This window comes from Cryobacterium sp. Hh38 (assembly GCF_004403235.1).
GTDB classification, from domain to species: domain Bacteria; phylum Actinomycetota; class Actinomycetes; order Actinomycetales; family Microbacteriaceae; genus Cryobacterium; species Cryobacterium levicorallinum.
In genome coordinates this window covers 131,992-158,135 of record NZ_SOHD01000027.1, presented here as the reverse complement: position 1 = coordinate 158,135, position 26,144 = coordinate 131,992, and the positions used below count along the sequence as shown (strand labels likewise).

Below are 26,144 nucleotides of genomic sequence, written 5' to 3'. Positions count from 1 at the left end.
GAGCCGGCCATGCCCGACGTCATCATGCCCCGCCTCTCCGACACCATGGAGGAGGGGGAGCTCAGCCGCTGGATGAAGCAGGTCGGCGACGAGATTCACAAGGGCGACGTGCTCGCCGAGATCGAAACCGACAAAGCCACGATGGACCTTGAGGCCTTCGACAACGGCGTCCTCGAGCAGCTGCTCGTAGTCGCCGGCACCCTGGTGCCGATCGGCGCCCCGGTCGCCCGCATCGGTGACGGCAGCAATATCGTCACGGATGGCGCGACACCCGCTGCGCCGGTTGCGACGGCTGCTCCAGTTGCGACCACTGCCCCGGTTGCGACCACTGCCCCGGCAGCGGATGCCGCAGCTCCGGCTGCACTGCCCGCCGCATCAGCCCCGGCTCCCGTCGCGGTGGCTCCGACCGCTCCCACCGCACCGGAGGCTCCGGCCGCGACGCCGACGCCGACCGGCGAGCTCCGTACCTCGCCGCTGGCCCGCAAGATCGGCCGCGAGCATGGAATCGACCTGCACACGATCGCGGGCACCGGGCCGCAGGGCCGTATCACCCGCACCGACGTTGACACGGCGATCCTGGCTCAGGCATCCGCCGCATCCGTTCCGGAGCCGGTAGCCGCTGCGGCAGCCCCGACCGCCGTTTCGGCCGACTCGGTCACCGTGCCGGTCAGCCGCATTCGCGCCGTTACGGCCCGCCGGCTCACCGAGAGCCAGGCCGTGCCGCACTTCTTCCTGACGAGCGTCGTTAACGTGGAACGTCTCGTCGCGTTCCGCACCGACGTCAACGCTTCGCTCGAGACGGTCGGCAGCAAGGTCAGCCTAAACGACCTGTTCGTGCGCGCCTGCGCCGTAGTGCTGCGCGCGCACCCCGAGGTGAATGCATCCTGGGGCGATGGAGTCATTCTGCGGCACAACCACGTGAACGTCGGCGTGGCCGTCGCGACCGACGACGGACTGCTCGTTCCAGTGGTGGCCGACGCCGACCAGAAGTCGCTCGCCGCCATCGCCACCGAGACGCGCGCCCTGGCCGGGCTCGCCCGTACGGGCAGCCTGTCCCTGGCGCAGATGTCTGGTGGAACCTTCACCATCAGCAACCTCGGCATGTTCGGCATCGACTCGTTCACCGCCGTACTCAACCCGCCGGAGGCCGGAATTCTGGCGATCGGCGCGGCCACCGAGGTCCCCCAGGTGCGCGATGGCCAACTCGTCAGCGTGCCCATGGTCAAGATCACCCTGACCGTCGACCACCGAGTGCTCGACGGTGCCGTCGCGGCCGCGTTCCTGCGCGACCTGACCCAGCTGCTCGAGGAGCCGCTGCGCATCGTCCTCTAGCCCGAATGGTCCGGGCTGGAGGTCGCTTCCCTTGGTCGATGGGGAACTCGGCAAGATCTTTGCGGCGCGCGGGAGTTGCGCAGCTGCGCGGGAGGCGAAACCCCCGCACACTGACGCAGGTCCCGCGCAGCGCAGCCCAGCCCCACGGATGCCCACTCCCTCAACTCCCAGCGCCGCCAGAACTCCCGCGCATTAGCGTAACTCCCGCGCCAGCCGAGCAATCGGCCGACGCCGCAGGCGCGGCCCTGGCTCCGGCGTCACGGCCTTCGCGACTGGCGCTACGGCCGGGCAGGCGTTCGCCGCCGGCGCTGCTCGGGCGCCGGCGGTACCTCTTTCGCGGCGACGACGTCGGCCATCGCGAGAGTCACCAGTCCGCGCTTGGTTTCCACCGAAACGGATGCCGCGCTGCGGCTGCGCAAAAACCCGAGCGCGTCCGCATAGCCACCGGGGATTCGCGTGCGCACGACGACCCGGGTGCCGAGCGGGGCATCCGCTAGAAAAGCGAAGGGATCGCTCATCGCATCAGGCTGTACTTTTCGACCCGCGCCGACTCCCCGGCGATCAGAATGATGTCGCCATCTTCGATCACCGTGTCGAGCGAGGTGTAGCTCCAGCCCACGCCAGGCCGATGAAACGCCGTCACGGTCACACCGTAGCGGGCGCGCACCTTCGCCTCGCCGAGCGGAACCCCGATCAGCGCGCGCGGCGGCGCCGTTTTCACGAGCGCGAAGTTCTCACCGATCTCGATGTAGTCCTGCATGGCACCGCGCACGAGGTGCGCGACCCGCTGGCCCATGTCTTTTTCGGGGTAGATAACGTGATTGACGCCGAGTTGGGTAAGAATTTCCCCGTGCGGGTCACTGACAGCCTTGGCCCAGATGTTCGGAATGCCGAGCTTGAGCAGCAGGGACGCGGTCAGAATGTTCGCCTGAATGTCACCGCCGATAGCCACCACCACGCTCGAGAAGTCGGGCACCGAGAGCTCGCGCAGCGTTGCCTCCTTGGTCGAGTCGGCGCGCACCACGTGCGTGAGCAGCCGGTTGTGCGCCTGCACGATCTCTTCGTCACCGTCGATGCCGAGTACCTCGGTGCCGCTCTTCATGAGTTCGAGGGCCAGGGAGCTGCCGAACCGGCCGAGGCCAATGACGACGACCGATTCGGCTTCGGCCAGGCGGGCCGGGTCACGATGCCCGAACAGCGAATATTTAGCCAATGATCGGCCTTTCCTTGGGGAGTTCATAGGTGGTGTTCCGTTCGCGCAGGGCGATAGCAGAGCCGATGGTGATCGGACCGAGACGGCCGACGAACATGAGCAGGATAAGAATGATCTGCCCCTCCCAGGGCAGCCCGGCAGTGATTCCGGTGGACAATCCCACGGTCGCGAAGGCGCTGATCGCCTCGAACAACAACGCGTCCATTGAGATATCCGTCATGAGCATGAGGGCCACGGTCGCGGCGATGATCACGCCGACCGCGAGCAGGGCGATCGTGATCGCCTCCCGGTGCACCGCCCGGGAGAGCCGCTTGCCAAAAACGTTGACGGCAACCTCGCCGCGCACCTCCGTCCAGACGATGAAGAACAAGACGGCGAAGGTCGTGATCTTGATGCCACCGGCGGTTCCGGCCGGGCCACCACCGATCAGCATGAGCACGTCCATTCCGAGCAGGCTCGCCGAATCCATCTGGCCAATGTCGATGCTGTTGAAACCCGCGGTGCGGGTCTGCACGGACTGAAAGAAACCGGTCAGCAACTTGCCGGGCCAATCGAGCGGCCCGAGCGTATTCGGATTCGACCATTCAACGGCGGTGATATATACCGTTCCCAGACTGAGCAATGCGATCGTGCCGGCCACGACGACGCGGGTGTTCATGGTCCAGGTGCGAATCGACCAGGCACTCTTTGATCGAGGATGCCGCAGCTGCCGCCGCAACTGAACGATCACCGGAAACCCCAACCCACCCAGGATGACGGCGGCGCTGATCGGCAGGCAGATCCAGGCATCCGTTGAAAAACCCATCAGGTTGTCGCTGAACAGGGCAAAGCCGGCGTTATTGAAGCTCGACACGGAGTGGAACACTCCCAACCAGACGGCCCGGCCGACAGGTTCGCCGTAGCCGACCATGAAGCGCACGGCCAGCATGATCGCGACGGTCAGCTCGATGACCAGCGAGATGCGCACAACACCGAGCACGAGTCCCTTGACGTCTTCGAGACCGACACTCTTGGTTTCGGCGGCGGCCGTGATGCGCGAGCGCAGCGAGAGTTTACGGGCGATCGCCAAACCGACCACCGAGGCGAACGACATAATACCGAAACCGCCGATCTGGATCAGCCCAAGAATCACGATCTGGCCGAACGGCGTCCAGTAGACCGCCGTATCGACGACGGTCAGACCGGTGACGCAGACGGCGCTCGTGGCGGTGAACAGCGCCTCCATGAAGGACGCCCCGCCCGGCCCGACCCGCGCGTTCGGCAGCATGAGCAGCGCGGTGCCAACCAGGATGGTCAGGGCAAAACCGGTGACGACGACTTGCGCCGGGTGCAGGCGGTAGCGCTTCGATGTGTTGCCGCGTTCGCGGACGGCCCGTGAGTGCACAGAGCCAACTCTACGCTGGGAGTCCGCGCTGGCTCGGACGGGCAGGACTGTGGGGCGTCAGGCTCCCCGGGCCTGAAGCGTGGGCGGACCCGGCTCCCCGGGCCCACTTTGTGAACCCGGGCCCAGTTTCTAAACTGGGCCCGCATTCCGAGCCTGGGCCCCGTACAGGAACGTGCCGGCCTCGATTGTGCGGCAGTTATTTGTAGTCGGTTTGACGGGCTTCGTCTAGCCCCCAACTTCGGTCGGCGACTCCGACAACAAGTGCGCAATACTCAACCTGGGGGATCGACAATGACGATAAGTGATGAGGTAGAACCGGCGCAAATACGTGTGCTGCGACCGCGGGAGCGCATCATTTCGCACGCGATCATCGCGGCGCTCGCCCTGTTCATCCCGCTCTTTCTCGTGTTGTACTGGCTGTCCATTCCTCGCCAGACCTGGCCGTTTGTGCTCGAAATCCAATGCGGGTTCACCGCCCTTGGTGTGATCTTCGGGCTCGGAGTCAGCAAAATGACCCTGCGCGTCACCCCCGACCGACTATCGGTTCGGAGTCTGCTCGGTCGCGAAACGCACGTCGCCACCGCCGATATCGGCAGCGTGGTGCTGGTCGAGCTCTATCAGAGCGGGACGGCCGATTGCCTGCCGCACCTGTATTTGCTTGATGCTGCCGGTGATGTGCTCGTGCACCTGAGTGGCCAAATCTGGTCGCGGTCCACGATTGAGAGCGCGATCGACCAGCTCGGTGTCGCTGTGCTGCGCCCACCCGACCCGCTGACCGTGGCCGAACTCGGCCAGCTGCGGCCTCAGCTGGTGCGCCGCCTGGCGCGACACGCAGCCCGACTGAACGACTGAACGGCTGAACGGCTAGTGCCCGCGCCCCGACACCACATCGGCCACCCGCGCGAGCGGTGACGTCGTGCGGCGGCCGGTCAGCTCGGTGCGGTCGGCGAGCGAGTAAGCCCGATAGAGCGCCGTGACCGCGAGCCAGCGCAGCGGTTCCGGCTCCCACTGGCGCACCCGATGGTTCACCCACGGCAGTTCGGTGAGCGAACTGCTCCGGCCGAGAATGAGGTCGGTCAGGGTACGGCCGGCCAGGTTCGTGGTCGCCACCCCGGTGCCCACATAGCCGCCGGCCCAGGCCAGTCCGGTCTGCGGGTCGAGACCGACGGTCGCGGCCCAATCCCTGGGTACACCGAGCACGCCCGACCACGCATGATCGATGCCCGCGTCCTTCGTCGCCGGGAAGAAGCGCACCAGAATCGCGCGGAGGGCGTCGATGGTGGCTTGCGGGGTCTGGCCGTCGGTATCCGTTTTCGAACCGAATCGGTAGGGAACCCCGCGCCCGCCGATGGCGATGCGGTCGTCGCTCGTGCGCTGCGCGTACATGTAGGCGTGCGCCATATCCCCCAGGGTTTCCTGACCCGACCAGCCAATCTTTTCCCAAACGGATGCGTCGAGCGGCTCGGTCGCGATCAGCGACGAATTCATGGGAAGCCAGGTGCGATGCAGCCCCTTGAGCGTGGCCGTGAAGCCCTCGGTCGCACGCACAACGAACGCGGCGTCGACGGTACCGTGTTCGGTCACCGCCTGGTTTGCCGCGATTTCGCTCACCGGGGTGTTCTCGTAGAGCTCAACGCCGAGCGAAACGACCTTGCGGGCCAGTCCGGCCACGAGCTCCGCCGGATTGATGCGGGCGCAGTGCGGATGCCACATACCCCCGGTCATTCCCGCCACGTTGATGCGGTTTTGTGCCTGGGCCCGCGAGAGCACCTCGACGTCGGTGTGCGCCCAGGTCTGTTCGGCCCGGGCGGCAGCTTCGAGGCGGTGCTGCTGCGGGGCATCGTAGGCGACGGTGAATTCGCCGCCCTTGACGATGCCGGCGTCGATGCTCTCCGCTGCGGCCACGCGGATGACCTCGTCGACCGTGTCGTTCATCGCGGCCTGAAAGTTTTCAACCGCCGGGCGGCCGTGGTGCTTCAGGTACTGGTCGCGGCCACCGGTGATCGAGTTGGTGAGCCAGCCGCCGTTGCGTCCGGAGGCGCCGAACCCGGCGAAGCGGGCTTCGAGCACCACAATGCGTAGCTGCGGCGCCGCCTTCTTAAGGTAGTACGCGGTCCACAGTCCGGTATAGCCGGCGCCGACAATGACGACGTCGGCGCGGGTCGACCCGGGCAGGGTGGGCCGCGGCGCTGGCTGGCCGAGCTGGTTCCACCAGAACGAGACGTCGCCATTGCGCACCGGGGTCACTCGAGTCACGATTGCGCTGCCTTCTTTCGGTCTCGTTCAAGCCGCAGCCGGGCGGCGAGTGCGCGCTCGCCATCGAGCTTCGCGGCGACCGGAGCCCACAGCACAATTGCAACTCCGGCACCGATCAATAGCCCGCCGATGGTGTCGGTCAGCCAGTGCACACCGAGGTAGGTACGGCTGAGCAGCATGACGATCGTGTACGCGGCACCGGCCAGGGCCACCCACAACCGCGGAAAGATGATGGCGAGACACACCGCCATGGTCGCCGCATTGGCGACGTGGCCAGACGGAAAGGAGCCAAAATCGGACGTGACCAGCATGTCTTCTGGCCGGGCCCGGCCAAAGACCTGCTTCAGGACTTGCACAGCGCCGGCACTGACCACGGTCGCCACGAGATAGTAGCCGGCCGCCCACGGACGTTTGATGAACACGACGACCACGGTGATGACGATCGGCACGATCAGCACGCCGAACAGACCGCCACCGAGGGCGTTCATGAACAGCGACGGAACCTCCCAGATCGGAGAGCGGTGTTCGATCACCTCGCCCATCCACTCGGTGTCGACCTCGAGGGCGAGTCCGTTGGCACGCACGACGACGACCAGGCCAAGCAGGGCGGCCAATGCGACGGCAGCTATCCCGCTGATCACAGGCCAGCGGCGGGAGATGCGGCGCGCTGCGGGGTCGGCGGCACGCTCCGGAGACTTCGGGTTCGTCATCCCGCCATCGTAGAACAGCCGCTTCGGGTTGGGCCATCGGCGGGCCGGACCCGCGCCATCCGCTCCCCTGAATGTGTGCCCCCGCACCTGCACCGGGCCCGGGCACGGGCCCGGGCCCGGAACGTGAGCCGAGGTCAGATCATAGGCCCGCGACCGTAAGGTGGGCCCCGCCCGCGTGCTCCCGCAAATTTTGGGCGCGTTCCCCGACGGGCCGAACCCGCACCATCCGCTCTCCCCGAATGTGTACCCCCGATGCATGCCCCCGCACTTGCACCGGGCCCGGAACGTGGGCCCAGGTTAGATCATGGACCCACGACCGTAAGGTGCGCCCGCAGAGCCTGGTCCCGGCAACCTGGTCACGTCAGCCTGGTCCACACCCGCTCAGACCCAACAATTCGCACCGCGGCGCGGTCCCTGATCCGCGTTGCTGGATTCAGTTGGCTTCGGCGTCCTGCTTCCGCTTGAGTTCGAGCATGAGCGGGCTCTTACTGGCCAGCGGAATCAGCGTCTGCGTCGGGTCGATGCTCGCGGGTGGTTGCAGCCAGAACTCCCCCGGCTCGCCAATCACCCGCCAGCCTTCCTGGTGAAGTCGGCGGTGGCAGGGGCCGCAGAGCAACAGTCCCAGGTCGATGTCGGTCGCGCCGGTGTCGCGCACCCACTGGTCGGCGTGGTGCGCCTCCGTTCGGGAGGGTGGCATGTCGCAGCCCGGAAACATGCAGCCGCCGTCACGTACGCCCATGGCCACGCGCTGCGCCTCACTGAAAGTTCGCATGGTGCGGCCCAATTTCAGCGGATGCCCCGCCTCGTCTACCAACAGCCGCAGCTGGCCGGTGTTGCAGAGAAACCGTTGCACCGTTTCGAGGGAGATCGGGGCGGGGTTGCCCTCAAGGAATCCATGCCCCACCCGCCCGCGCTGCCCGGTCTGCTCGCTCAGGCCGCTCCGCCCTGCCTGCTCGCTCTGCCCGGTCTGCCCGGTCTGCCCGGTCTGCCCGGTCTGCCCGGTCTGCCCGGTCTGCCCGGTCTGCCCGGTCTGCCCGCTCAGGCCGCTCTGCTCGCTCAGGCCGCTCTGCTCGCTCTGACCGGATTGCCCGGTGATCTCGTCCCGGGCTTCAGCGACGTCGGCCGGCACGAGTCCGGCACGCTGAAGGTCGGCCTGGGTGACGATGATCCGCACCGCCGGCTGGCGTCCGCCATACATTTTGGTGGGGTCTGCGTCGGTGCCGGTCTTGAGCAGCGCGGTGAAGGAGTCCGCGGCGATCTGGTCCACGGTACGCGGGTCGTTCCGTACCCGGTCCGCCCAGGCCTCCTGCTCCGGATCTACGAAGCGCACGCCTCCGCGCTGGCGCGGGCTGGTGACACAGTCGTAGGCACTGAGCCAGTACTCGCCCTGTTCGGGGGCGAACAGCCCGCTGAGCACGACCATGCCGTCCTGGCGGCGAAACAGCTTGAACTTGGTATCGTCGCGGGCCTGCTTCTCCCGAGCCCGAATGCCAGCCTCGTCGAGCTGGTCCCGCAACCGGCGCGCCCGGCGGAATATCAGCTCAACGTTGAGCCCGATCACCTCCGGCACCAGCTCCGTGAGCGCGGCGCGCAAAATATCGGCGGACACGGCCAGATCGATCTCGCCCAAACCTCGGCGCAGCGCGTCGGCCTGGTCCACCGTGAGGGTGCCGGCGGCAACGGCATGCACGATCGGCGCCTGCCACGGCACTACCGGCCGGCCCGCCAGTCCACCGGCATCGACGTCACCCGTGCCGATGCCATCCGCACCGTCATCATCGCCTTCCGCGGCCAACTTTTCGGCAGCATCCGTTTCACCGATCAAAATGCCCGAGGCGACCAGCTTCTCTGCCTCCCCCCGACTGGAGCCGTTGACGTGTTGCACCATCGCCACCGGCGTCGCGAACCCCTGCCGCGCAGCCAAACCCTCGCTTCCCAGCTCGGGCCGGGACCGGCGCGCGACCGTACCGGCCATCCACGCCGCAAACACGTCGAGCAATCGCCGGGCCTCAGCCAGTGACCGCTGCCCGGCCAGCACATCGGCCTCACCCAAAGCATCAAACGCTGCGCTGCAATCGCCGAGAGCGGCGACCCGATCGGCCGCCCGGCGAAGCTCATCAGCGAGGTTGTGCATACCCCAATTCTCCCACCGCTCCCCCGAAACCTCGAGAAAAACTCATTATCAGTGGATAACGAATCGAAACTATCTCCTGTGGAGAAGCTCCGGAGAAAGTCAGCGCTCGAGCGCCGGAACGCTGCGCGGGCGCACGATTAGCCACAGGGAGAGCAGCGACACCACCGCGGCGACTCCCATAACGGATGCCATCGGTATCGACGTTCCCACTCCCAGCAGTCCCACAATCGGCGAGATCAGGCCGGCCACACCGAAGTTCGCCGCGCCAAGCAGCGACGCCGCGGTTCCGGCCTCATGCCCGTGCGCGTTGAGGGCAATGACCTGAACGCTCGGCAAAGTGAAGCCGCAGGCGGCGATGAAGAACCACAGCGGAACCAGAGTGCCCCACAGTCCCATGCCAGCAAAGTCCAGGAGCACGATCGCCCCGGCGGTGAGCAGCAGCACAACGGTAGAGACCGACAAAATCCACTGCGGCCCAATGTTGAATCGGTGCATCAGCCGCGAGCTCAACTGCACACCGGTGACGACACCGAGCGAGTTCACGGCAAAGAGCAGGCCATATTCCTGCGGACTGAACCGGTAGACATCCTGAAAGAGAAACGGCGACGCCGAGAGGTAGGAGAACAGCCCGGTGAAGGTCATCGCCCCGATGATCGCGACGCCGACGAAGGTGCGGTCGCTCAGCACCGCCTTGTAGCGCTGCGCCAGGGTGTTGTGCCCCTTCACGTTGCGTTCACTCTCGGGCAGCGTCTCCACGATCCAGAACGCGACGGCCAGAATCACGATGACGCCGTAGGCGGCGAGCACCCAAAAGATGCCGCGCCAGTTCATCACGAGCAGAAGCTGCGAACCGATGACCGGCGCAAGCACCGGCGCGAGGCCGCTGACCAGGGCCAGCCGGGAGAGCATACGCACGAGCGGCTTGCCGCCGAACAGGTCGCGCACCATGGCCATCGCCACGACCGCACCGGCCGCAGCGCCAAAGCCCTGCAGCACGCGGAACCCCGCGAGCACAATAATGTCGTTCGACATCGCAGCACCGACGCAGGCGAGGATGTGCACGCCGGTCGCCAGCATGAGCGGCAGCCGGCGGCCCACCTTGTCGCTCCACGGACCCACAACGAGCTGCCCGAACCCGAAACCGATCATGGTTCCAGTCAGGGTGAGCTGAATGACCGACGGCAAGACACCGAATTCGCTCTCGAGTGTCGGGAAGGCCGGCAGATAGAGGTCGATCGTGAACGGGCCCAGGGCGGTGAGGGCTCCCAGAATGAGAATGTAGACGATGCGCTGTCGCCGGCTCAGCTTGTCCCCGGGGTGCACGGCAGTCGAGGAAAGTTGCGCGGCACTGATGACGGGGATGCTGGCGGTAATCACGTAGCGGATGTCCTTGGTTGGTTTAGTGAGGATGGCTGGCGGGCGACACGGCCACCCTTGCGCTAAGCGCGGGGAGCGCGAAAGTATTCCCCCGATCCAGCTGCGGGTCGAGCAGCAGCGCCTCGAAGGCCAGTTCGGCCGCCCCGATCAACAGCAGATTCGAGCCGAGCAGCGCGGGCGCGATCTGCACCCCGTCGAACGCTGTCCCGAGTGACAGAGCGGCGACCGCGCGGCTGAGCCGGTCGGGGTCGGCTGCGTGCAGCGCGGCGAGAAAGCCGCCGAGCACGATCACCTGCGGGTTGAGCACGTTCACCGCGCCAGCCAGGGCTACGGCCAGAAAGTCGAGCTGCCGGGCGACCTCGGCGTGCACCGCCGCGGAATCGGAGGCGAGCAGCGCGCGTTCGAGGGTGTCGGCATCCGTTTCGCTCGCGCGCAGGCCCAGCACCTCGAGCAGAGCGTCGCGGGTCACCTCCGCTTCGAGGGTGCCCGCGATGCCCGCCGAGTCTTTCTGCCCGCTCGCGCTGACCCGGATGTGCCCGAATTCTCCGGCGTAGCCCGCTCGACCGCCGGCCGCGACGCCCCCGACGACGAGGCCGCCACCGATTCCGCTCGATCCGCCGTTGAGGTAGATCAAGTCGGTCATACCCTGCCCGGCACCAAAGTAGCGTTCGGCGGTGACGCCGAGGCTCGCGTCGTTGGCCGCGACGACGGGCAGGCCCGTTGCCGCCGCGAGGAGGTCGCCGAGCGGCTCGTCGACCCAGCCGAGGTGTGGGGCGTGGCGCACCAGCCCGTCGAACGCACGCACCAAACCGGGCACAGCAATGCCTATTCCGATTATGGAATATTCGCTCAGGTCATTTCGCAGATCGTCGATGATGCCGGCGGTGATCGCAACGGCCTCGGCGGCCGTCGGCGACGACGACGTTGCGAAGCGGATGCGGCGGTGCACGACGCCGCTCAGAGCGACCACTCCCACGGTAATCGCGTCGATCTCGGGGTTCACCGCGAGGGCCACCACGCGGTCGCTCGCCGCGACGATCGGACTCGGCCTACCGGCCAGTTTGGTCGGGTCGGGCGTGCGTTCCTCAACCAACCCGCGCTCGACGAGTTCGGCAACCAGGGCGCCGATGGTCGACCGGTTCAGGCCGGTCAGTCGGGTGAGCTGGGCGCGCGATGCTGCCCCGCTCCGGTGCACCAGGCGCAGAATGATCGACAGGTTGCGGCGACGCAGATCGTCATGGTTGGTGCCCTGCATGGCGTCCACTGCTCTCGACTCTCATTTTTCGATCAGAATTCAGGTTACCGCTCCGGATGGACATCGTGGGGTGATACGTTGCCAGAGTCAACAAATCATCGACGGCGCTGACGGACACGGGTGCCAGACAGGGACGTCATGGAGTTTCGTTATCTCGGCAACAGCGGATTAAAAGTTTCAGAAATCACCTACGGCAATTGGCTGACCCACGGTTCTCAGATCGAAAACGACACCGCGACGGCGTGCGTGCGCGCGGCCCTCGACGCGGGAATCAGTTCCTTCGACACCGCAGACGTGTACGCCAACACCATGGCAGAGCAGGTGCTCGGCAACGCGCTCAAGGGCGAACGCCGCCAATCTCTCGAGATTTTCACCAAGGTTTTCGGCCCGACCGGCCCCAAGGGCCACAACGACGTCGGACTCTCCCGCAAGCACATCCTCGAGTCGATCGACGGCTCACTAACCCGGCTGCAGACCGACTACGTCGACCTCTACCAGGCGCATCGCTACGACGTGGAGACCCCGCTCGAAGAGACCATGCAGGCCTTCGCCGACGTCGTGCGCCAGGGCAAGGCCCTCTATATCGGGGTGAGCGAGTGGAACGCCGAGCAGCTACGCGCCGGCCACAAGCTTGCTACCGACCTGAATATTCAGCTCATCTCCAACCAGCCGCAGTATTCGATGCTCTGGCGTGTGATCGAATCCGAGGTGGTTCCGGCCGCCGAGGAACTCGGCGTCTCCCAGATCGTCTGGTCCCCGGTTGCGCAGGGCGTGCTTACCGGCAAGTATCTGCCGGGGCAGGCGCTCCTTGAAGGCAGCCGGGCAACGGATGCCAAGGGTGGCGCCAATATGATCCAGCGCTGGATGAGCACCGAGGTTCTCACGGCCGTGCAGAAGCTGCGCCCGATCGCCGATGACCTCGGGCTCACCATGGCTCAGCTCGCGCTCGCCTGGGTGCTCGCGAATAAGAACGTCGCCTCCGCCATCATGGGCGCTTCCCGCCCCGAGCAGGTCGCCGACAATGTGAAGGCCGCCGGAGTGCAGCTCGACTCTGAGGTGCTCACACAAATCGACGCCGCCGTGCGCGACCTGGCCGAGTTCGACCCGCGCAAGACCGTCTCGCCGGAGCAGCGCGAAGCGTAAGCCAGCGGCATCCGCTATTAAAAAAAGGCGTACTTAATGAGAATCGCCGTTACCGGCGGCAGTGGCAAGCTCGGACGCAGCGTCGTCGCGCGCCTGACCAGCGAGGGCCACACCGTCACCAACCTCGATCAGTCGGGAGTGCGCGGCGCCGGATTCACCCAGATCGACCTGACCGACTACGGCCAGGTGAGTGACGTGATGTTCGGCATCGACGACCGCACCGACGGGTTCGACGCGCTCGTGCACCTCGGCGCCATTCTGGCCCCGGGCATTTTGCCCGACGTGGCCACCTTTCATAACAATATGCTCGCGACCTACAACGTGTTCCAGGCCGCGCGGCGGGCGGGCATCAAGCGCATCGTGTATGCCTCGAGCGAGACCACCCTGGGTCTGCCCTTCGATATCGACCCGCCGTACATTCCCGTCGATGAGGCGTACCCGGCCCGCCCGGAGAGCACGTATTCGCTGGTCAAGCACCTCGAAGAGCAGATGGCCATTCAGCTCGTGCGCTGGGATCCGCTGCTCAGCATCACCGCGTTACGCTTCTCCAACGTCATGGACGAAGGCGACTACGCGGCCTTCCCCGACTACGACGCCGACGCCACCCTGCGCAAGTGGAACCTCTGGGGTTACATCGACGGTCGCGACGGCGCCCAGGCCGTGCTGCGGGCACTCGAGCAGGCCCAGCCGGGCTTCGAGACGTTCATCATCGCGGCCGCCGACACCGTGATGAGTCGGTCGAGTGCAAGCCTGGCAGCCGAGGTCTTTCCAAACGTTTCCGTCACGAAAGAGGTCGGCGAACACGAGACCTTGCTGTCGATCGACAAGGCGAAGCGGATGCTCGGCTTCGCCCCCGAGCACAGCTGGCGGGATCACGTGTAGCGCGTTGAACCCGTGGACAAGGAACGACGTGTTTACTTTCACATAAAGTGCGTCTGTCTGTGAATGATTGGGAAACGGGGGATTCGCCCTTCGTGAGCACACTCCAGGCGACCCCTCGTCGATTTGAAGATCGGAGGAACCAACTCATGATCGTTCGTTGGGAACAAGGACGGAGCGTAGTTGATCGCCTGATTGCGGAGCGCCGACTGGATCGGGTGGCACCAAATCGAGAGCTCTCAGACCTCATGATCGACCAGGCAGAGGCGCACCTGGCCACCGCGGAGTTCGCCATGCACCACGACGCACCCGGCGCCTTCCAGCTCGCTTACGACGCAGCACCCAAGTCGCTCGCTGCGGAACTGGCCAACCAGGGGCTCCGAGCCAAGAGGGCCGGGGCCCACCTCACACTCTACGAATCCACCCGCGCCCAGCCCCATCCGCCGCTTGGACCTGTCCTCGATGAACTCGACTGTATGCGGCGACTTGCGCAACAGCACGGAATACCCGAATCTGAACCGACCCATTGCAGGGTTGACCGATGTCCAGGACTCAATTCCCGCTGCTCCAAAAGATTCTTGAATTGGTGAAAACGCTGCTATACACCATGCCCGTGTATTGACCGAGACGATCGACAGGGCGAGGATGCTCGGCTTCGCAAATTCACGCACGATTGCGCTCGCTTCTCATATATGTTTGAGTAATCAACAAATCATCAATGCAGCTGAAATGGAAAGAGTGACATGACCGTGAGCCTGACCCCCACCCGCGACGACAAGTTCTCCTTCGGCCTGTGGACCGTCGGTTACAACGGCAGTGACCCGTTCGGCGGCCCGACCCGGCCCAAGCTAGACGTGGTCGACGCCGTCACTAACCTGGCCGAGCTCGGCGCCTACGGCCTCACCTTTCACGATGATGACCTGTTCGACTTCGGTTCAACGGATGCCGCCCGCCAGTTGCAGATCGACCGCCTCAAGCAGGCCCTCGCCGACACCGGCCTGGTCGTGCCGATGGTCACCACCAACCTGTTCAGCGCTCCGGTGTTCAAAGACGGCGGGTTCACCTCGAACGACCGGGCCGTGCGCCGGTTCGCCCTGCGCAAGGTTTTGCGCAATATCGACCTCGCCGCCGAGCTCGGCGCCCAGACGTTCGTCATGTGGGGCGGCCGCGAGGGCGCCGAGTATGACTCGGCCAAGGACATCCGTTCGGCGCTCAACCGCTACCGCGAAGCTGTGAACATGCTCGGCGACTACGTCACCGACAAGGGCTACGACATCCGCTTTGCCATTGAGCCCAAGCCCAACGAACCCCGCGGCGATATTCTGCTGCCGACCGTCGGCCACGCGATGGCCTTCATCGAAACGCTTGAGCGGCCCGAAATGGTCGGCGTGAACCCCGAAGTCGGGCACGAGCAGATGGCCGGCCTCAACTTCGCTGCCGGCATCGCCCAGGCGCTGTACCAGGGCAAGCTGTTCCACATCGACCTGAACGGTCAACGCGGCATCAAGTACGACCAGGACCTGGTCTTCGGGCACGGCGACCTGCAGAACGCGTTCGCCCTCGTCGACCTGCTCGAAAACGGTGGCCCTAACGGTGGCCAGACCTACACCGGGCCCCGCCACTTCGACTACAAGCCTTCACGCACGGAAGACGTCGCCGGAGTGTGGACCTCGGCCGCCGCCAACATGCGCACCTACCTGCTGCTCAAACAGCGCGCCGCCGCCTTCCGCGCCGACCCCGAGGTGCAGGCGGCCCTCGCCGCGTCGAAGGTGCCTGACCTGTCGAACAACACCCTCGCCGCCGGCGAGAGCTACGACGACCTGCTGGCCGACCGCGGCTCCTACGAAGACTTCGACACCGACGCGTACTTCGGCGGCAAGGGCTTCGGCTTCGTGCACCTGCAGCAGCTCGCCCTCGAACACCTGCTCGGCGCCCGCTAGCCCCTGCCCCTGCCCGGCGGGGGCTAATTCAGGGGGTCGGCCGCCATCGCCACTATGTGCCCCGTAAAATCGAGGTCGGGTGCCAACCAGCACCCCCGGTTTCCTGATTTAGCCACCCACCACCGCGCATAACTCCTGCAAATTATCTGCCGCCCGCACCGACACCCACGTCTTTACGCCAAAGTCACTGGGCGGCCGCACAGATTGCAGGAGTTATGCGCACCTGACCTACGAACGGACATGTCATGACACTGGTTGCCGGAGTCGATTCGTCGACACAGAGTTGCAAGGTCGTCATTCGTGACGCCGATACCGGAGCGCTGGTGCGGTCCGGTCGGGCCAGCCACCCCGAAGGCACCGAGGTCGACCCCGCCGCCTGGTGGGACGCCCTGCAGGAGGCCGTCGCTGACGCCGGCGGGCTCGACGACGTCGCCGCCATCTCGATCGGGGCGCAGCAGCACGGCATGGTCGTGCTCGACATCGACGGCGAAGTCATTCGCCCGGCGCTGCTCTGGAATGACACCCGCAGCGCCCCGGCCGCCCTCGACCTGCTGCGCGAAGTAGGCGCCGCCGAGTACGCCGCCCGCACCGGAGTCGTTCCGGTCGCGTCCTTCACCGCGACCAAACTCCGCTGGTTGCAGGACGCCGAACCGGCCAACGCGGCCCGGGTCGCCGCCGTAGCCCTGCCGCACGACTGGCTCACCTGGCGTCTGCGCGGCTTCGGCCCGGCCGCGATATCCGTCGTCGCCGATGGCCCGGCCGCCGAAAATCCCCTCGGCCCCGTGCTGACCGAGCTCACCACCGACCGTTCCGACGCGAGCGGCACAGCGTATTGGTCGCCGAGCACCGGCGACTACGACCTTGACCTGTTCGAACTCGCCCTCGGCCACGCCGCCGTGCTCCCCCGCGTGCTGGATGCCGCCGACCAGGCCGGCGTTACCGCGCGACTCGTCGACAGCAGCAACCACGCCTGGCTCCCAGCGGGCATCGTGGTTGCCGCGGGTGCCGGCGACAATGCGGGTGCCGCCCTCGGCCTCGGCGCGAGCGCCGGCGATGTCATCGTCTCGATCGGCACGAGCGGCACCGTGTTCGCCGTCACTGATCAGCCCACAACGGATGCCTCCGGCTCGGTCGCCGGGTTCGCCTCCGCTTCCGCAGACTTCCTGCCCCTGGTCGCGACCCTCAATGCCGCCCGCGTTCTCGACTCCATCGCAGCGCTGCTCGGCGTCGACTACGACGAGTTGGGGCGCCTCGCCCTCGAAGCCGAGCCGGGAGCAGGCGGCCTCGTGCTGCAGCCTTACTTCGCCGGGGAACGCACGCCGAACCTGCCGGAGGCGACGGCATCCGTTTTCGGAATGACTCTCGCGTCAACGACCCGGCCGAACCTGGCACGCGCCGCGATCGAGGGCATGTTGTGCGGACTGGCCGACGGCCTCGACGCCGTGCAGGCGCTGGGCGTTGCCGTCGGGCGCATTCTGCTGATCGGCGGGGCGGCGCAGAACCCGGCCGTGCGCGCCATCGCCGCCCAGGTGTTCGCCGCTCCGGTCGTGGTACCGGCGCCGGGCGAGTATGTCGCCGACGGCGGGGCAGTGCAGGCGGCCTGGGCTCTGACCGGCACCCGGCCGACCTGGGCTGCGGCCATTGCGGCCGAGCCGGCGCCCGACTTTCAGACGGTCATTCGCGCGCAGTACGCCGCGCACGCCGCGGCCTCATTCCTCTGAACGCTCCTCAAGCGGGACCGTAGGCGCCGACCACTGAATAGCCGGTGCGCAACGACGACCGTTTCAACTGCTCAATTTCCCCCAGCCAGCGCGCATCCACTCCCCGGCGCACGTATGAGCGGTGCCTCGCCCTGCTCGGATGCCGGTCGCCGATTTCTGGAGGGGATCGAGCCAGCTCGCTCAGGCGCCGGACGATCGCATCAGGTGCGAGTATGTGCTGGATGACCCTCCTGGCGTCCTCGAGCACCCGACCGCGTCCATGTCGCTGGACACCACGATGCGTAGACCTCCTCTGACGTTCAGATCACCGCAGCTCCCGAGCGCTCAAGGCCGATACAGTAACTGAGTGAAAGCGTGGAACGACGCCCCCCAAACCATGCATCTGGACCAGAACCCGCAGATCAAATCCTCGAATCCCTTAAACGACTTCCACAGGGGACTTCCGACACGGGGCACCGGTCCGGGCGGAGCTTGTGCGCACCAGCCGACCGGTTTGCACATCGAGGCCACTCTCTTCTATAACGCCTTCGGCCACAACCTCCCACTCGTGGAAGTGAACGGATGTCCGGTGTACGTTATAGGCCTCGGCGTCACGGTAGACCTCGTAGACGCCAAACAGCCGGGTCGCGCGATCGAGTTCGATTACGTCGTACTGCAAACAGCCGGTCTCATCGGCGAGGGACCGCTCGGCAAGCCTTAGAAGATGCGTGAGAAACCGTTCGAGCTTCGCTTCACACACCCGAATTTGAGCAAAAACAACGAACGCCGACTCCGCTGGCGTCGTCATTGGTTTGTGAACGCCGCGTCGAATGAGTCGGTCGGCCGTGTCCACAGCTTAGAACGAACGAACTCGATTGCCTCAGCCGCACCGTGGAGCCGGTCCATTCCTGCATCCTCCCACTCGATCGAGATGGGTCCGCTGTAGCCGATCGCCTCCAGGGCTCGGAATGCGTCTTCCCATGGCACATCGCCGTGTCCTGTCGATACGAAATCCCAGCCGCGTCGTGGGTCGCCCCACGCGAGGTGGGAACCCAGAACGCCGGCACGGCCGTTGGTTGGGCGCAGTCGGGTGTCCTTGCAGTCCACGTGGTAAATCCGGTCTTGAAAGTCCCAGATGAATCCGACAGGATCGATGTTTTGCCACATCATGTGACTCGGATCCCAGTTGAAGCCGAACGCCGGGCGATGGCCGATCGCCTCAAGAGTGCGCACGCTTGTCCAGTAGTCGTAGGCGATCTCACCGGGATGTACTTCGTGCGCGAATCGAACGCCCTCGTCGTCGAAGATGTCGAGGATTGGATTCCATCGTGCGGCGAAGTCATCGTAGCCGGCCTCAATGACCGACGGCGGCACTGGCGGGAACATGGCAACGTACGGCCAGATCGATGAACCAGTAAATCCCACAACCGTGTCTACCCCGAGCTTGCGCGCGACGCGCGCGGCACGTTTCATGTCCTCGGCTGCCCGCTGCCGCACACCTTCAGCCTCTCCGTCTCCCCACACATAGGGGCGCAGGATCGCCTGATGGCGAAAGTCGATGGGAGCATCGCAGACGGCCTGCCCTGCGAGGTGGTTCGAGATGGCAAAGACCTTCAGGCCGTGGCGGTCTAAAATCTCGAGCCGGGATGCGAGGTACGCGGCATCTTCATCGGCTCGTTGTAGGTCGAGGTGGTCGCCCGACGCGGCGATCTCAAGACCGTCATAGCCCCACGAGGCGGCCAGGCGCGCTACCTCTTCGAAGGGGAGGTCTGCCCATTGGCCCGTGAACAAGGTGACGGGGTGCGTCGGCTGGCTCATGCCGCCCTCGAGGTCGACTGACGAGTTGGTACGACCTCGACCCAATTACCCGATTTCGATGACTCGATGACTGCATTCGTCAGCTGGGCGGCACGCACTCCATCGGCAAAGGTGGGAAGTCCATGGACGACTTTGCCCTCGATCACGGAATGCACATCCTTCATGAATAGACCGAAGCAATCTTGATAGCCCTGCGGATGCCCGGAGGGCACTGTGACGTAGGGCGCGGTGGCAGCGTGGTTCACCGTCTCAAGGCCCTTCGGAATGATTGAGATTCCTGAGGTCGACCCGATCCACAGACCGTTTGGATTTTCTTGGTCGAAGGCATAGGAGCGGTGTTCGCCATCGAGCGACATCCACAGCTGATTTTTACGTCCGGGGCTGGCTTGGGAGATTACGACAGAGCCTGTGGCGCCGTGATCTGTATGGAACATCATGGTCACTCCGTCTTCTGTGGCGACGGCGACCTCGCCCGCCTCGGACAGGCGAGTGTCATGTAGCCGCGAGCTCTGCGCGAGCAATTTTTGTATGCGGTGACCGGTAGTGAACTCGAAAAGGTCGCACCAGTGCACACCGATGTCGGCGAAGGCACGGGATCCCGCGTCCATCACCCGCCAGTTGTAGCTCGACTGATCGGAGAGCCAGTCTTGTAGGTAGTGACCGTGCGCGAGCCAGATGCGTTCGCCAGAATCGGCGATTCGGGCCTTTGCTTCGCGAACCGTCGGATAGAAGCGGTAGACGAAGGGCACGGCGTTTACGACTCCGGCATCATCGGCGGCGCGCTGGAGCCGTAGGGCGTCGTCGGCGGTGAGGGCTAGTGGTTTCTCACAGATGACGTGTTTGCCCGAGGCAATTGCGGCCAGGGCTAGTGGAACGTGCTGCGCGTTTGGAGTGCAGATGTGTACCAGATCGACATCCGGATGGGCGATCAACTCTTCTGGTGTGAGAGCCAGCGGCACGTTCTCTTCGTCAGCGGCTAGTCGTGTTCGGTCGGCATCGCGGCCGGCGTAGGCGACGACGACGCCGCCTACTGAACGCACAGCGTGTGTGTGCACCCGTCCCATAAAGCCGGTTCCGATAATGCCGCTCCGGAGCGGTCGGGTCGTCACTTTTTCCTCGATAAGGCGACCGCTGCGATGATGATCGCGCCACGCACGACCGACTGTTGGGCGACGTCGAGCCCGGCGAGGATGAGGCCGTTGTTAATGAGACCCATGAAGAGCGACCCGACGAGCGTACCGATGATCGCCCCCCGGCCTCCGAAAAGGCTTGTACCGCCGAGAATTACTGCGGCGATGACTGTGAGCTCGTCACCTTGGCCCCATTGGAAGCGGCCTGATTCGAGCCGGCCCGCGTAAAGCATCCCTGCGATAGCAGCGGCGATACCTGAAAGAAGCAGTACGGTGAATTTAATCCGTGCGGTGCGGATTCCGGTGTACGCGGCTGCGGTGGGATTACCGCCGGTCGCCAACACACGGCGTCCGAAACTTGTTCGGTTCATTGCAATCCATCCGACCGCCACGGCCACGACCGTCCAGACGAGGAGCCCGGGTACAGGGCCGAAATCACCGCCGCCGAAGATCTGCACATACAAGGTGTCGCTGATGGGCTGGGGTGCCGAGGCGGTGATCCACTGCGCGAGCCCGGCCGCGAGGCCGAGCATCCCAAGCGTAACGAGGAAGGACGGGACCTTCAGCAAGGCAACGAGTCCGCCGTTGATCGCGCCGATAATGGCCCCGGAGAGTAGTCCCGCGACGATGCCGGGAACGAGCCCCCACTGGGTCGTCGCCATGGCGGTGACGACGGAGGCGAGACCGGCGATCGAGCCGACGCTGAGGTCGATTTCGGCAGTGGCGATCACGAAGGTCATTGCGACAGCCATTATCGAAATTGTTGCCGTCTGCCGCACGATGTTCAGCATGTTGTTGGCGGAGAGGAATCCGTCGTTGCTAAGGAAGATGGCGAACAGGATGAACACGACCACGAACGCGATGTAAATAACGTTGCTACGCCAGTCGAACCGACTAACAGCTTGGGAGATGAGGGATGGCCTGGTGGCCGTTGTGGGGCTGCTCATGCTGCCTCTCCTTGGATTATGAGTTGAAGCTGTTCCTCGCTCGCGACGTCGTCGCGGTCGAGTTCGCGGTCGGAGCGTCCGTCGCGGAACACGACGATGCGGTCGGCGACCGCGAGGAGTTCTGGTAATTCGGATGAGATGAACAGCACCGCATTGCCCTGCGATGCAAATTCACGCACGATGTCGAGGATTTCCGTCTTCGTGCCAATGTCGACACCGGAGGTAGGCTCGTCCATCACTAATATGCGAGGGCCTGTGTTGATCCACTTCGCCACGACTACCTTCTGCTGGTTGCCGCCTGACAGCAGACTGACCGGCGCATAGGGGTCGGCGACCTTGACGTCGAAGCGGTTGACGAGCTGATTGGTCAGCTCGCGCAACTTGGTCATGGAAAGGAAGACGCCTGACTTCACGCGGTCAAGCACGGGAAGGGCGAGATTCTCCGAGACGGAGTGCTCAAGCACCAGCCCCTGTTCGCGACGGTCCTCAGGAATGAGCGCGATACCCGCCTGCTGAGCCGCCATCGGGGTACTAAAGCGAACGAGTGTGCCATCGATACTCAGCGTTCCTTGAGTCGGACGGTCCATTCCGGCGACCACGCGAGCGAACTCGGTGCGTCCGCTGCCCATCAGCCCGGCGAGACCGACGATCTCTCCAGCACGGATCGTGAGGCTGACTGATTTGAGTACGCGACTGCTCCCAATGTCGGTGGCTTCGAGCACAATGGGAGCATCGGCCAGCAGGTGTCGGTCGCGATATACCAGGTCAGAGGCGAGCCTCCGGCCGATGATCGCTTCGATGATCTCGGCTGCGGTCAGTTGCGCGACGCCGGCTGCGAGCACGACGCGGCCGTCCCGCAAAACCGTGATGCGGTCGGCGACCCTGCGGATCTCGTCCATCCGATGGGAGATATAGACGATGGCGATGCCACGGGTCTTGAGCTTGTCGATAAGTTCGAAGAGGTTCTCAACCTCGTGTTTGGCGAGACTGGCCGTGGGTTCGTCCATTACCAGGACGCTGGCATTCTTGGCCAAAGCCTTAGCGATCTCCACCAGCTGCCAGTACGCGGTGCCCAGCGTCTCCACCCGCGCCTTGGGGTCGATCTTTACACCCAAACCGTCAAAGATTTCGCGCGCCGCCTTCTCCGCCATACGGTCATCAACCAGTCCGGCTTTACCGCGGATCTCGCGGTTGAGAAAGATGTTCTGCGCTACCGTCATCGAGGGGATGAGGCTGAATTCCTGAAAGACCATGCCGATGCCGGCCCGCTCGGCATCGGCGGTGGTTCGGATGACGACCGGCTGTCCCCCGACCTCGATAGTGCCAGAGGTAATCGGATGAACGCCTTGCAGGACCTTCATTAGGGTGGACTTGCCCGCGCCGTTCTCTCCGGCGAGAGCGTGCACCTCACCGGCCACGATGTCCATGTCAACGGATTTCAGGACTTCGACCGGGCCGAAGCTCTTGACGATGCCTCGCATTCTTACCGCTGGAGGGGCGCCAGCAGTCTCAGACATCGGTGGCGTTCGGGTCGGTCACATCCGGAACCCGCACCCACTCACCGGTTCGGCCGGATTCAAGAATGGCGTCGTCGACGAGCGCGGCTTGGTAGCCGTCGGCGAAGTTGGGTTCGACAGTTCCACCTTCAGCGACTGCCTTGAGGAAGTCGTGGGCTTCGATGATCTTCGTTTCGCTGTAACCGATACCCAGCGCAGGGATAGGCCAGAGCGACTCACCATATGGCGTGTTCGGGCCGGTATATACCGTGCGAAAGCCTCGACGATCGGCGCGGTCATTCTTGAACGCTACCTGGAGCTCGTCACGGTTCTCGTAATTGAAGAAAATAGAGCCTTCGGTTCCATGAATTTCGAAGGTGATGTAGTTGTTGCGGCCCCAGGCGTTGCGCGTTGCCTCAAGGGAGCCGACCGCGCCATTGCGAAACTTGATCAACGACATTGCCTCGTCGTCGACGTCGACCGCGCCACGCGGGCCGTCAGACGTGGAGGAACCGCCGAGGGCGTCAAAACCACCAGACTGGAGCGGACGGTCGGGGATAAAGTTCGAGACCAGCGAGGTAACTTCGGAAATCTCGCCGACCAGATAGCGGGCCAAGTCAACCACGTGCGAGCCGATGTCACCCACGGCGCCCGAGCCGGCGATGTCTTTCTGGAAACGCCAGCTGAGCGGCGAGTTCGGATCTGCGCTCCAATCCTGCAAATAGGTACCGCGAAAGTTCAGAATGGTGCCAATAGCGCCCTCGTCGATGTACTTCTTAGCGAGCGCTACAGCCGGGGTGCGGCGGTAGTTGAAGGCAACTGCTGTAACAACGCCGGCCTTCTGGGCCGCCTCGTACATGCGGCGGGCTTCGCCGGCCGTCGGGGCCAGAGGCTTTTCACAAATGATGTGTTTGCCGGCCTCGGCAGCGGCGATTGCGATCTCGGCGTGCAGATTATTCGGGGTGGCGATATCGATTACATCGATCCCGGGATCGTTGACGACGTCGCGCCACGATGACGAATAACCGTCCCACGAGTACCGCTCGGCGGCAGTGCGAGCAAGATCGTCGGTCACATCGACGATGATCTTCTTGATTGGGCGCGCCGGAGACGGCCAGAAGAACATGGGCATCGCCGCGTAGGCGAGGGAATGGGCTTTACCCATAAATCCGCCACCAATCATGGCGATATTAATCTCTTGCATGACTACCTTTCCTGAGCCACCGGGGCTCGACAGTTCTGTTGATCATCAATTTTCAAAAGTTCTCGTGGGGCGACCGTTTTCGGCCGCCCCACGAGTCGATCATCGGTTATTAGTCGACGTAGGCATCCTTGATGGCAGCCGGCGGAGCCGAGTGGTAAACGGTCTCCCAAGCCTCAAGAACGTTCTTGTGGTCGACGGGCAGCGAGCTCAGCGCGACGTAGGCCGGAACCTCCAGACCGAGCATACTGAGCGCGGCGAGGTCGGCCTCGGCGATTCCCTGGTCATAGGGAAGCTGGGCTCCGAGGCCAACGATCATCTGATTCTTCGCCAGAGCGATCGCCACGTTCGTGCCGAGGTCTTCGGTGGCGATCTTGATGTCGGTGCGACCGGTCTCTCGGGCAGCGGCCATCACGCCCTCCGCTGGCACGTCCCAAACAGCCCAAATACCGTCGAGGTCGGGGTTTTTGGTGAGCATGGCGTTGGCCACGCCTTGGGCATCGCCGGCGAAGTCAGGCCCGGCGATTCCTTGCTCCTGAATGATTTCAATATCGGGGAACTCGTCGGTGATCGTTTTCGTGAAGCCAGCGTATCGCTGCTGGGTGACGAAGAAGTCGGCCTCGTGATAGATCACGCCGATCGTTCCTTGGCCACCGAGGGAGCGGGCGAGGAGGTATGCCGAGGTGACCCCGTTACCGTAGTTGTCGGCTGACACCATCGAGACATAATCTTCACCGGCGACGAAGCCCTGGGGCACATTGTCCATAAAAACTAGTTTGACGCCCTGTTCACTGGCCTTGCGGTAGGCACTAGCCGTTGCCACAGGATCGGTGGGAATGGACACGATGATATCGGGGTCCTGCGCCAGAACCGTCTCGATGTTGGCGACTTGCGTGGCCGGGTTGAAGTTAGCATCCGTGGTTGCGATGACTTCGATGCCGAGACGGTCGAATTCCGCGTTCAGGCCGGCGATTTGGGCGTTCGCCCAGTCGTTTCCACCGTAGTGCATCACAATCGCGGCGGTGAGGCCCATACCCGCGATCTCGGTTGCCTGCTCGTCGGTTACAGTCGTGGTGTCGACCGAGGCGGGCTCTTCGCCGTTGGGGCCGATGCTGAAAACCTTGCCGGTGATGTCCGCGAGGGCCGCATCAATCTGAGCGGTGACCTCGGGTGCAACCTCGGTTGCGGTGGATTGCGCAGACGGGGTGCACCCCGTCAACGCGAATAGACCCGCGGCCGCAACTGCGGCGACAAGCGTTGTTGAAACTTTCATTCTCCATGCTCCTTTGCTATGAGTAACTACTTGGTCGTGCTTAGGATCGTGCGGGGTCGGTAAGCGTTAGGTTCTGCAGAAATGTAAGACTTTTCCTGGCAGCTTCATCGTTGTCACCCTCGTATCCGTCGAGCTCAACGGTGATCCAGTCTTGATAGCCCGCGTCGATGACCGCAGCAAAGATGGCGGTGAGGTCCAGGTCGCCCGCGCCCAGCGGCAGGAAGGCGTTGGTCTTCTGATCGAGGTCTTTCAGGTGCACGTACGCCAGACGGTCGCTGTACTTCTGGATTACGGCTACGGGATCACCGCCGCCTGCGGCGATGTGCGCAACGTCGGCACAAAGACCGATGGAGGTGGCGCCGAAGAGAGCGTCGATTTGGTCCGGTGCTTGGGCGATGCTTCCGAGGTGAGGGTGATAGCTGGGAATGAGGCCGGCCGCGCGAGCGCGCTCGGCGATAATATCCAGGAAGGCACCAGCTACCTCATAGTCCTGCGCCCTAGGGCCGGTGGACCGCACTGCGCCGCCGCCGACTACATAGTGGCGCGCACCCGCGAACGCGGCTAGTCGAATCGAACGATCGAAGCGGACGAGCTCGTCTTCCTGGGCATCAGGGTAGATAAAGTGTCCACCAGTGTAGACGCCAGCGATTTCAAGGCCATTGGCTTGCACGATAGATACGAAGTCGTCGATCGATTCTTCGAAGGGAAGGAGGTTGCCGTCGAACAACTCGATTCCGGAGTAGCCGGCTGCAGCGATCGCCTGGACGGTTTGATGCACGTCTCCCGGCGTCACATAGAAACCCGATCCCAGATCAGTCACTGCGCCGGGCGTACCGACCACGCCGCCCCACGCGTTGGCCTCGTAGGCGAACTTCATCACTTCTACCTCCTTGTAGTTTGTCCTTGCTGGGTTGAAAGTAGCACTTATGACATTAAAATGTCAATAGACAGTTTTT

The 26,144-nt window shown here is 64.4% G+C and carries 22 protein-coding genes; 6 read left to right on the top strand and 16 right to left on the bottom strand.

Translation table 11 applies throughout. The features are described from left to right. Positions 1–9: 9 nt before the first annotated feature. Complete coding sequence (locus tag E3T41_RS09215; protein WP_134478225.1) at positions 10–1,332, top strand: dihydrolipoamide acetyltransferase family protein; 1,323 nt, start codon at positions 10–12, stop codon at positions 1,330–1,332. 278 nt (positions 1,333–1,610) lie between these two features. On the opposite strand, the gene E3T41_RS09210 is transcribed toward E3T41_RS09215, so the two are convergent. Genes E3T41_RS09210 through E3T41_RS09200 form a run of 3 tightly spaced genes read right to left on the bottom strand, consistent with a single transcriptional unit; the run spans position 1,611 to position 3,929 of the window. After that, entirely contained in the window at positions 1,611–1,850 is a 240-nt protein-coding gene (locus tag E3T41_RS09210; protein ID WP_134478223.1) for a ferrous iron transport protein A, read from the bottom strand. Continuing rightward, positions 1,847–2,545 (bottom strand): TrkA family potassium uptake protein, encoded by a 699-nt coding sequence (locus tag E3T41_RS09205; protein WP_241978809.1) that lies wholly within the window; start codon positions 2,543–2,545, stop codon positions 1,847–1,849. The genes E3T41_RS09210 and E3T41_RS09205 overlap by 4 nt, the downstream gene beginning before the upstream one ends. Then, the gene (locus E3T41_RS09200; protein ID WP_134478221.1) at positions 2,538–3,929 is read right to left on the bottom strand and encodes a TrkH family potassium uptake protein; all 1,392 of its coding nucleotides are present in this window, start codon (positions 3,927–3,929) and stop codon (positions 2,538–2,540) included. Before E3T41_RS09200 ends, E3T41_RS09205 begins: the two co-directional genes overlap by 8 nt. A 291-nt stretch (positions 3,930–4,220) precedes the next feature. On the opposite strand from E3T41_RS09200, the gene E3T41_RS09195 reads away from it, so the two are divergent. After that, positions 4,221–4,781, top strand: coding sequence for a hypothetical protein (locus E3T41_RS09195; protein ID WP_134478219.1), 561 nt, complete (start codon positions 4,221–4,223; stop codon positions 4,779–4,781). A 12-nt stretch (positions 4,782–4,793) separates the two neighbouring features. Here the strand turns inward: E3T41_RS09195 and E3T41_RS09190 are convergent, their stop codons facing one another. The 5 genes from E3T41_RS09190 to E3T41_RS09170 form a co-directional block, all read right to left on the bottom strand. Then, positions 4,794–6,176 carry an NAD(P)/FAD-dependent oxidoreductase gene (locus E3T41_RS09190; RefSeq protein ID WP_370257422.1) on the bottom strand — a complete coding sequence of 461 codons (1,383 nt, stop codon included), beginning with the start codon at positions 6,174–6,176 and terminating at the stop codon, positions 4,794–4,796. Positions 6,177–6,181: 5 nt separating this feature from the next. Continuing rightward, positions 6,182–6,895, bottom strand: a complete 714-nt coding sequence (locus tag E3T41_RS09185; RefSeq protein WP_092448289.1) for a phosphatase PAP2 family protein — start codon at positions 6,893–6,895, stop codon at positions 6,182–6,184. Between the two features lie 433 nt (positions 6,896–7,328). Next, positions 7,329–9,029: an HNH endonuclease signature motif containing protein gene (locus E3T41_RS09180; RefSeq protein ID WP_134478217.1), complete on the bottom strand. Its 1,701-nt coding sequence runs from the start codon at positions 9,027–9,029 to the stop codon at positions 7,329–7,331. 99 nt (positions 9,030–9,128) lie between these two features. Beyond that, the gene (locus E3T41_RS09175) at positions 9,129–10,406 is read right to left on the bottom strand and encodes a multidrug effflux MFS transporter (RefSeq protein WP_241980671.1); all 1,278 of its coding nucleotides are present in this window, start codon (positions 10,404–10,406) and stop codon (positions 9,129–9,131) included. Between the two features lie 22 nt (positions 10,407–10,428). Continuing rightward, positions 10,429–11,661 carry an ROK family transcriptional regulator gene (locus tag E3T41_RS09170; protein WP_092448461.1) on the bottom strand — a complete coding sequence of 411 codons (1,233 nt, stop codon included), beginning with the start codon at positions 11,659–11,661 and terminating at the stop codon, positions 10,429–10,431. A gap of 138 nt (positions 11,662–11,799) precedes the next feature. On the opposite strand from E3T41_RS09170, the gene E3T41_RS09165 reads away from it, so the two are divergent. From E3T41_RS09165 to E3T41_RS09150, 4 genes are all read left to right on the top strand, one after another. Further along, the gene (locus E3T41_RS09165; protein WP_134478215.1) at positions 11,800–12,804 is read left to right on the top strand and encodes an aldo/keto reductase family protein; all 1,005 of its coding nucleotides are present in this window, start codon (positions 11,800–11,802) and stop codon (positions 12,802–12,804) included. Positions 12,805–12,840: 36 nt separating this feature from the next. Next, a complete protein-coding gene (locus tag E3T41_RS09160) occupies positions 12,841–13,686 on the top strand; it encodes an NAD(P)-dependent oxidoreductase (protein WP_134478213.1) in 846 nt (281 codons plus the stop codon). 740 nt (positions 13,687–14,426) lie between these two features. Further along, complete coding sequence (gene xylA, locus E3T41_RS09155; RefSeq protein WP_134478211.1) at positions 14,427–15,623, top strand: xylose isomerase; 1,197 nt, start codon at positions 14,427–14,429, stop codon at positions 15,621–15,623. 245 nt (positions 15,624–15,868) lie between these two features. Next, positions 15,869–17,344 carry a xylulokinase gene (locus tag E3T41_RS09150; protein ID WP_134478209.1) on the top strand — a complete coding sequence of 492 codons (1,476 nt, stop codon included), beginning with the start codon at positions 15,869–15,871 and terminating at the stop codon, positions 17,342–17,344. Between the two features lie 418 nt (positions 17,345–17,762). On the opposite strand, the gene E3T41_RS09145 is transcribed toward E3T41_RS09150, so the two are convergent. The 8 genes from E3T41_RS09145 to E3T41_RS09110 all read right to left on the bottom strand — a co-directional run bounded on the left by E3T41_RS09145 (position 17,763) and on the right by E3T41_RS09110 (position 26,065). Continuing rightward, positions 17,763–18,131: a putative quinol monooxygenase gene (locus E3T41_RS09145; RefSeq protein WP_134478207.1), complete on the bottom strand. Its 369-nt coding sequence runs from the start codon at positions 18,129–18,131 to the stop codon at positions 17,763–17,765. Next, positions 18,128–19,141, bottom strand: a complete 1,014-nt coding sequence (locus E3T41_RS09140) for a sugar phosphate isomerase/epimerase (protein ID WP_092448297.1) — start codon at positions 19,139–19,141, stop codon at positions 18,128–18,130. Before E3T41_RS09140 ends, E3T41_RS09145 begins: the two co-directional genes overlap by 4 nt. Next, positions 19,138–20,250 (bottom strand): Gfo/Idh/MocA family protein, encoded by a 1,113-nt coding sequence (locus E3T41_RS09135; protein ID WP_134478205.1) that lies wholly within the window; start codon positions 20,248–20,250, stop codon positions 19,138–19,140. The genes E3T41_RS09140 and E3T41_RS09135 overlap by 4 nt, the downstream gene beginning before the upstream one ends. Continuing rightward, entirely contained in the window at positions 20,247–21,218 is a 972-nt protein-coding gene (locus E3T41_RS09130) for an ABC transporter permease (RefSeq protein WP_092448299.1), read from the bottom strand. Before E3T41_RS09130 ends, E3T41_RS09135 begins: the two co-directional genes overlap by 4 nt. After that, positions 21,215–22,735, bottom strand: a complete 1,521-nt coding sequence (locus E3T41_RS09125) for a sugar ABC transporter ATP-binding protein (RefSeq protein WP_198416403.1) — start codon at positions 22,733–22,735, stop codon at positions 21,215–21,217. The genes E3T41_RS09130 and E3T41_RS09125 overlap by 4 nt, the downstream gene beginning before the upstream one ends. Next, positions 22,728–23,918, bottom strand: a complete 1,191-nt coding sequence (locus E3T41_RS09120) for a Gfo/Idh/MocA family protein (RefSeq protein ID WP_092448301.1) — start codon at positions 23,916–23,918, stop codon at positions 22,728–22,730. The genes E3T41_RS09125 and E3T41_RS09120 overlap by 8 nt, the downstream gene beginning before the upstream one ends. 109 nt (positions 23,919–24,027) lie before the next feature. Next, positions 24,028–25,188, bottom strand: a complete 1,161-nt coding sequence (locus E3T41_RS09115; protein WP_092448302.1) for a substrate-binding domain-containing protein — start codon at positions 25,186–25,188, stop codon at positions 24,028–24,030. A gap of 40 nt (positions 25,189–25,228) precedes the next feature. Beyond that, a complete protein-coding gene (locus E3T41_RS09110; RefSeq protein WP_241991107.1) occupies positions 25,229–26,065 on the bottom strand; it encodes a sugar phosphate isomerase/epimerase in 837 nt (278 codons plus the stop codon). Positions 26,066–26,144 lie beyond the last annotated feature (79 nt).

Coding starts and splice junctions, on each gene's coding strand:
- E3T41_RS09140 (WP_092448297.1), bottom strand. CDS start 19,141: ATGAGCCAGCCGACGCACCCCGTCACCTTGTTCACGGGCCAATGGGCA.
- E3T41_RS09185 (WP_092448289.1), bottom strand. CDS start 6,895: ATGACGAACCCGAAGTCTCCGGAGCGTGCCGCCGACCCCGCAGCGCGC.
- E3T41_RS09160 (WP_134478213.1), top strand. CDS start 12,841: ATGAGAATCGCCGTTACCGGCGGCAGTGGCAAGCTCGGACGCAGCGTC.
- E3T41_RS09145 (WP_134478207.1), bottom strand. CDS start 18,131: ATGACGACGCCAGCGGAGTCGGCGTTCGTTGTTTTTGCTCAAATTCGG.
- E3T41_RS09110 (WP_241991107.1), bottom strand. CDS start 26,065: ATGAAGTTCGCCTACGAGGCCAACGCGTGGGGCGGCGTGGTCGGTACG.
- E3T41_RS09150 (WP_134478209.1), top strand. CDS start 15,869: ATGACACTGGTTGCCGGAGTCGATTCGTCGACACAGAGTTGCAAGGTC.
- E3T41_RS09165 (WP_134478215.1), top strand. CDS start 11,800: ATGGAGTTTCGTTATCTCGGCAACAGCGGATTAAAAGTTTCAGAAATC.
- E3T41_RS09180 (WP_134478217.1), bottom strand. CDS start 9,029: ATGCACAACCTCGCTGATGAGCTTCGCCGGGCGGCCGATCGGGTCGCC.
- E3T41_RS09195 (WP_134478219.1), top strand. CDS start 4,221: ATGACGATAAGTGATGAGGTAGAACCGGCGCAAATACGTGTGCTGCGA.
- E3T41_RS09215 (WP_134478225.1), top strand. CDS start 10: ATGCCCGACGTCATCATGCCCCGCCTCTCCGACACCATGGAGGAGGGG.
- E3T41_RS09125 (WP_198416403.1), bottom strand. CDS start 22,735: ATGTCTGAGACTGCTGGCGCCCCTCCAGCGGTAAGAATGCGAGGCATC.
- E3T41_RS09130 (WP_092448299.1), bottom strand. CDS start 21,218: ATGAGCAGCCCCACAACGGCCACCAGGCCATCCCTCATCTCCCAAGCT.
- E3T41_RS09115 (WP_092448302.1), bottom strand. CDS start 25,188: ATGAAAGTTTCAACAACGCTTGTCGCCGCAGTTGCGGCCGCGGGTCTA.
- E3T41_RS09210 (WP_134478223.1), bottom strand. CDS start 1,850: ATGAGCGATCCCTTCGCTTTTCTAGCGGATGCCCCGCTCGGCACCCGG.
- xylA (WP_134478211.1), top strand. CDS start 14,427: ATGACCGTGAGCCTGACCCCCACCCGCGACGACAAGTTCTCCTTCGGC.
- E3T41_RS09170 (WP_092448461.1), bottom strand. CDS start 11,661: ATGCAGGGCACCAACCATGACGATCTGCGTCGCCGCAACCTGTCGATC.
- E3T41_RS09120 (WP_092448301.1), bottom strand. CDS start 23,918: ATGCAAGAGATTAATATCGCCATGATTGGTGGCGGATTTATGGGTAAA.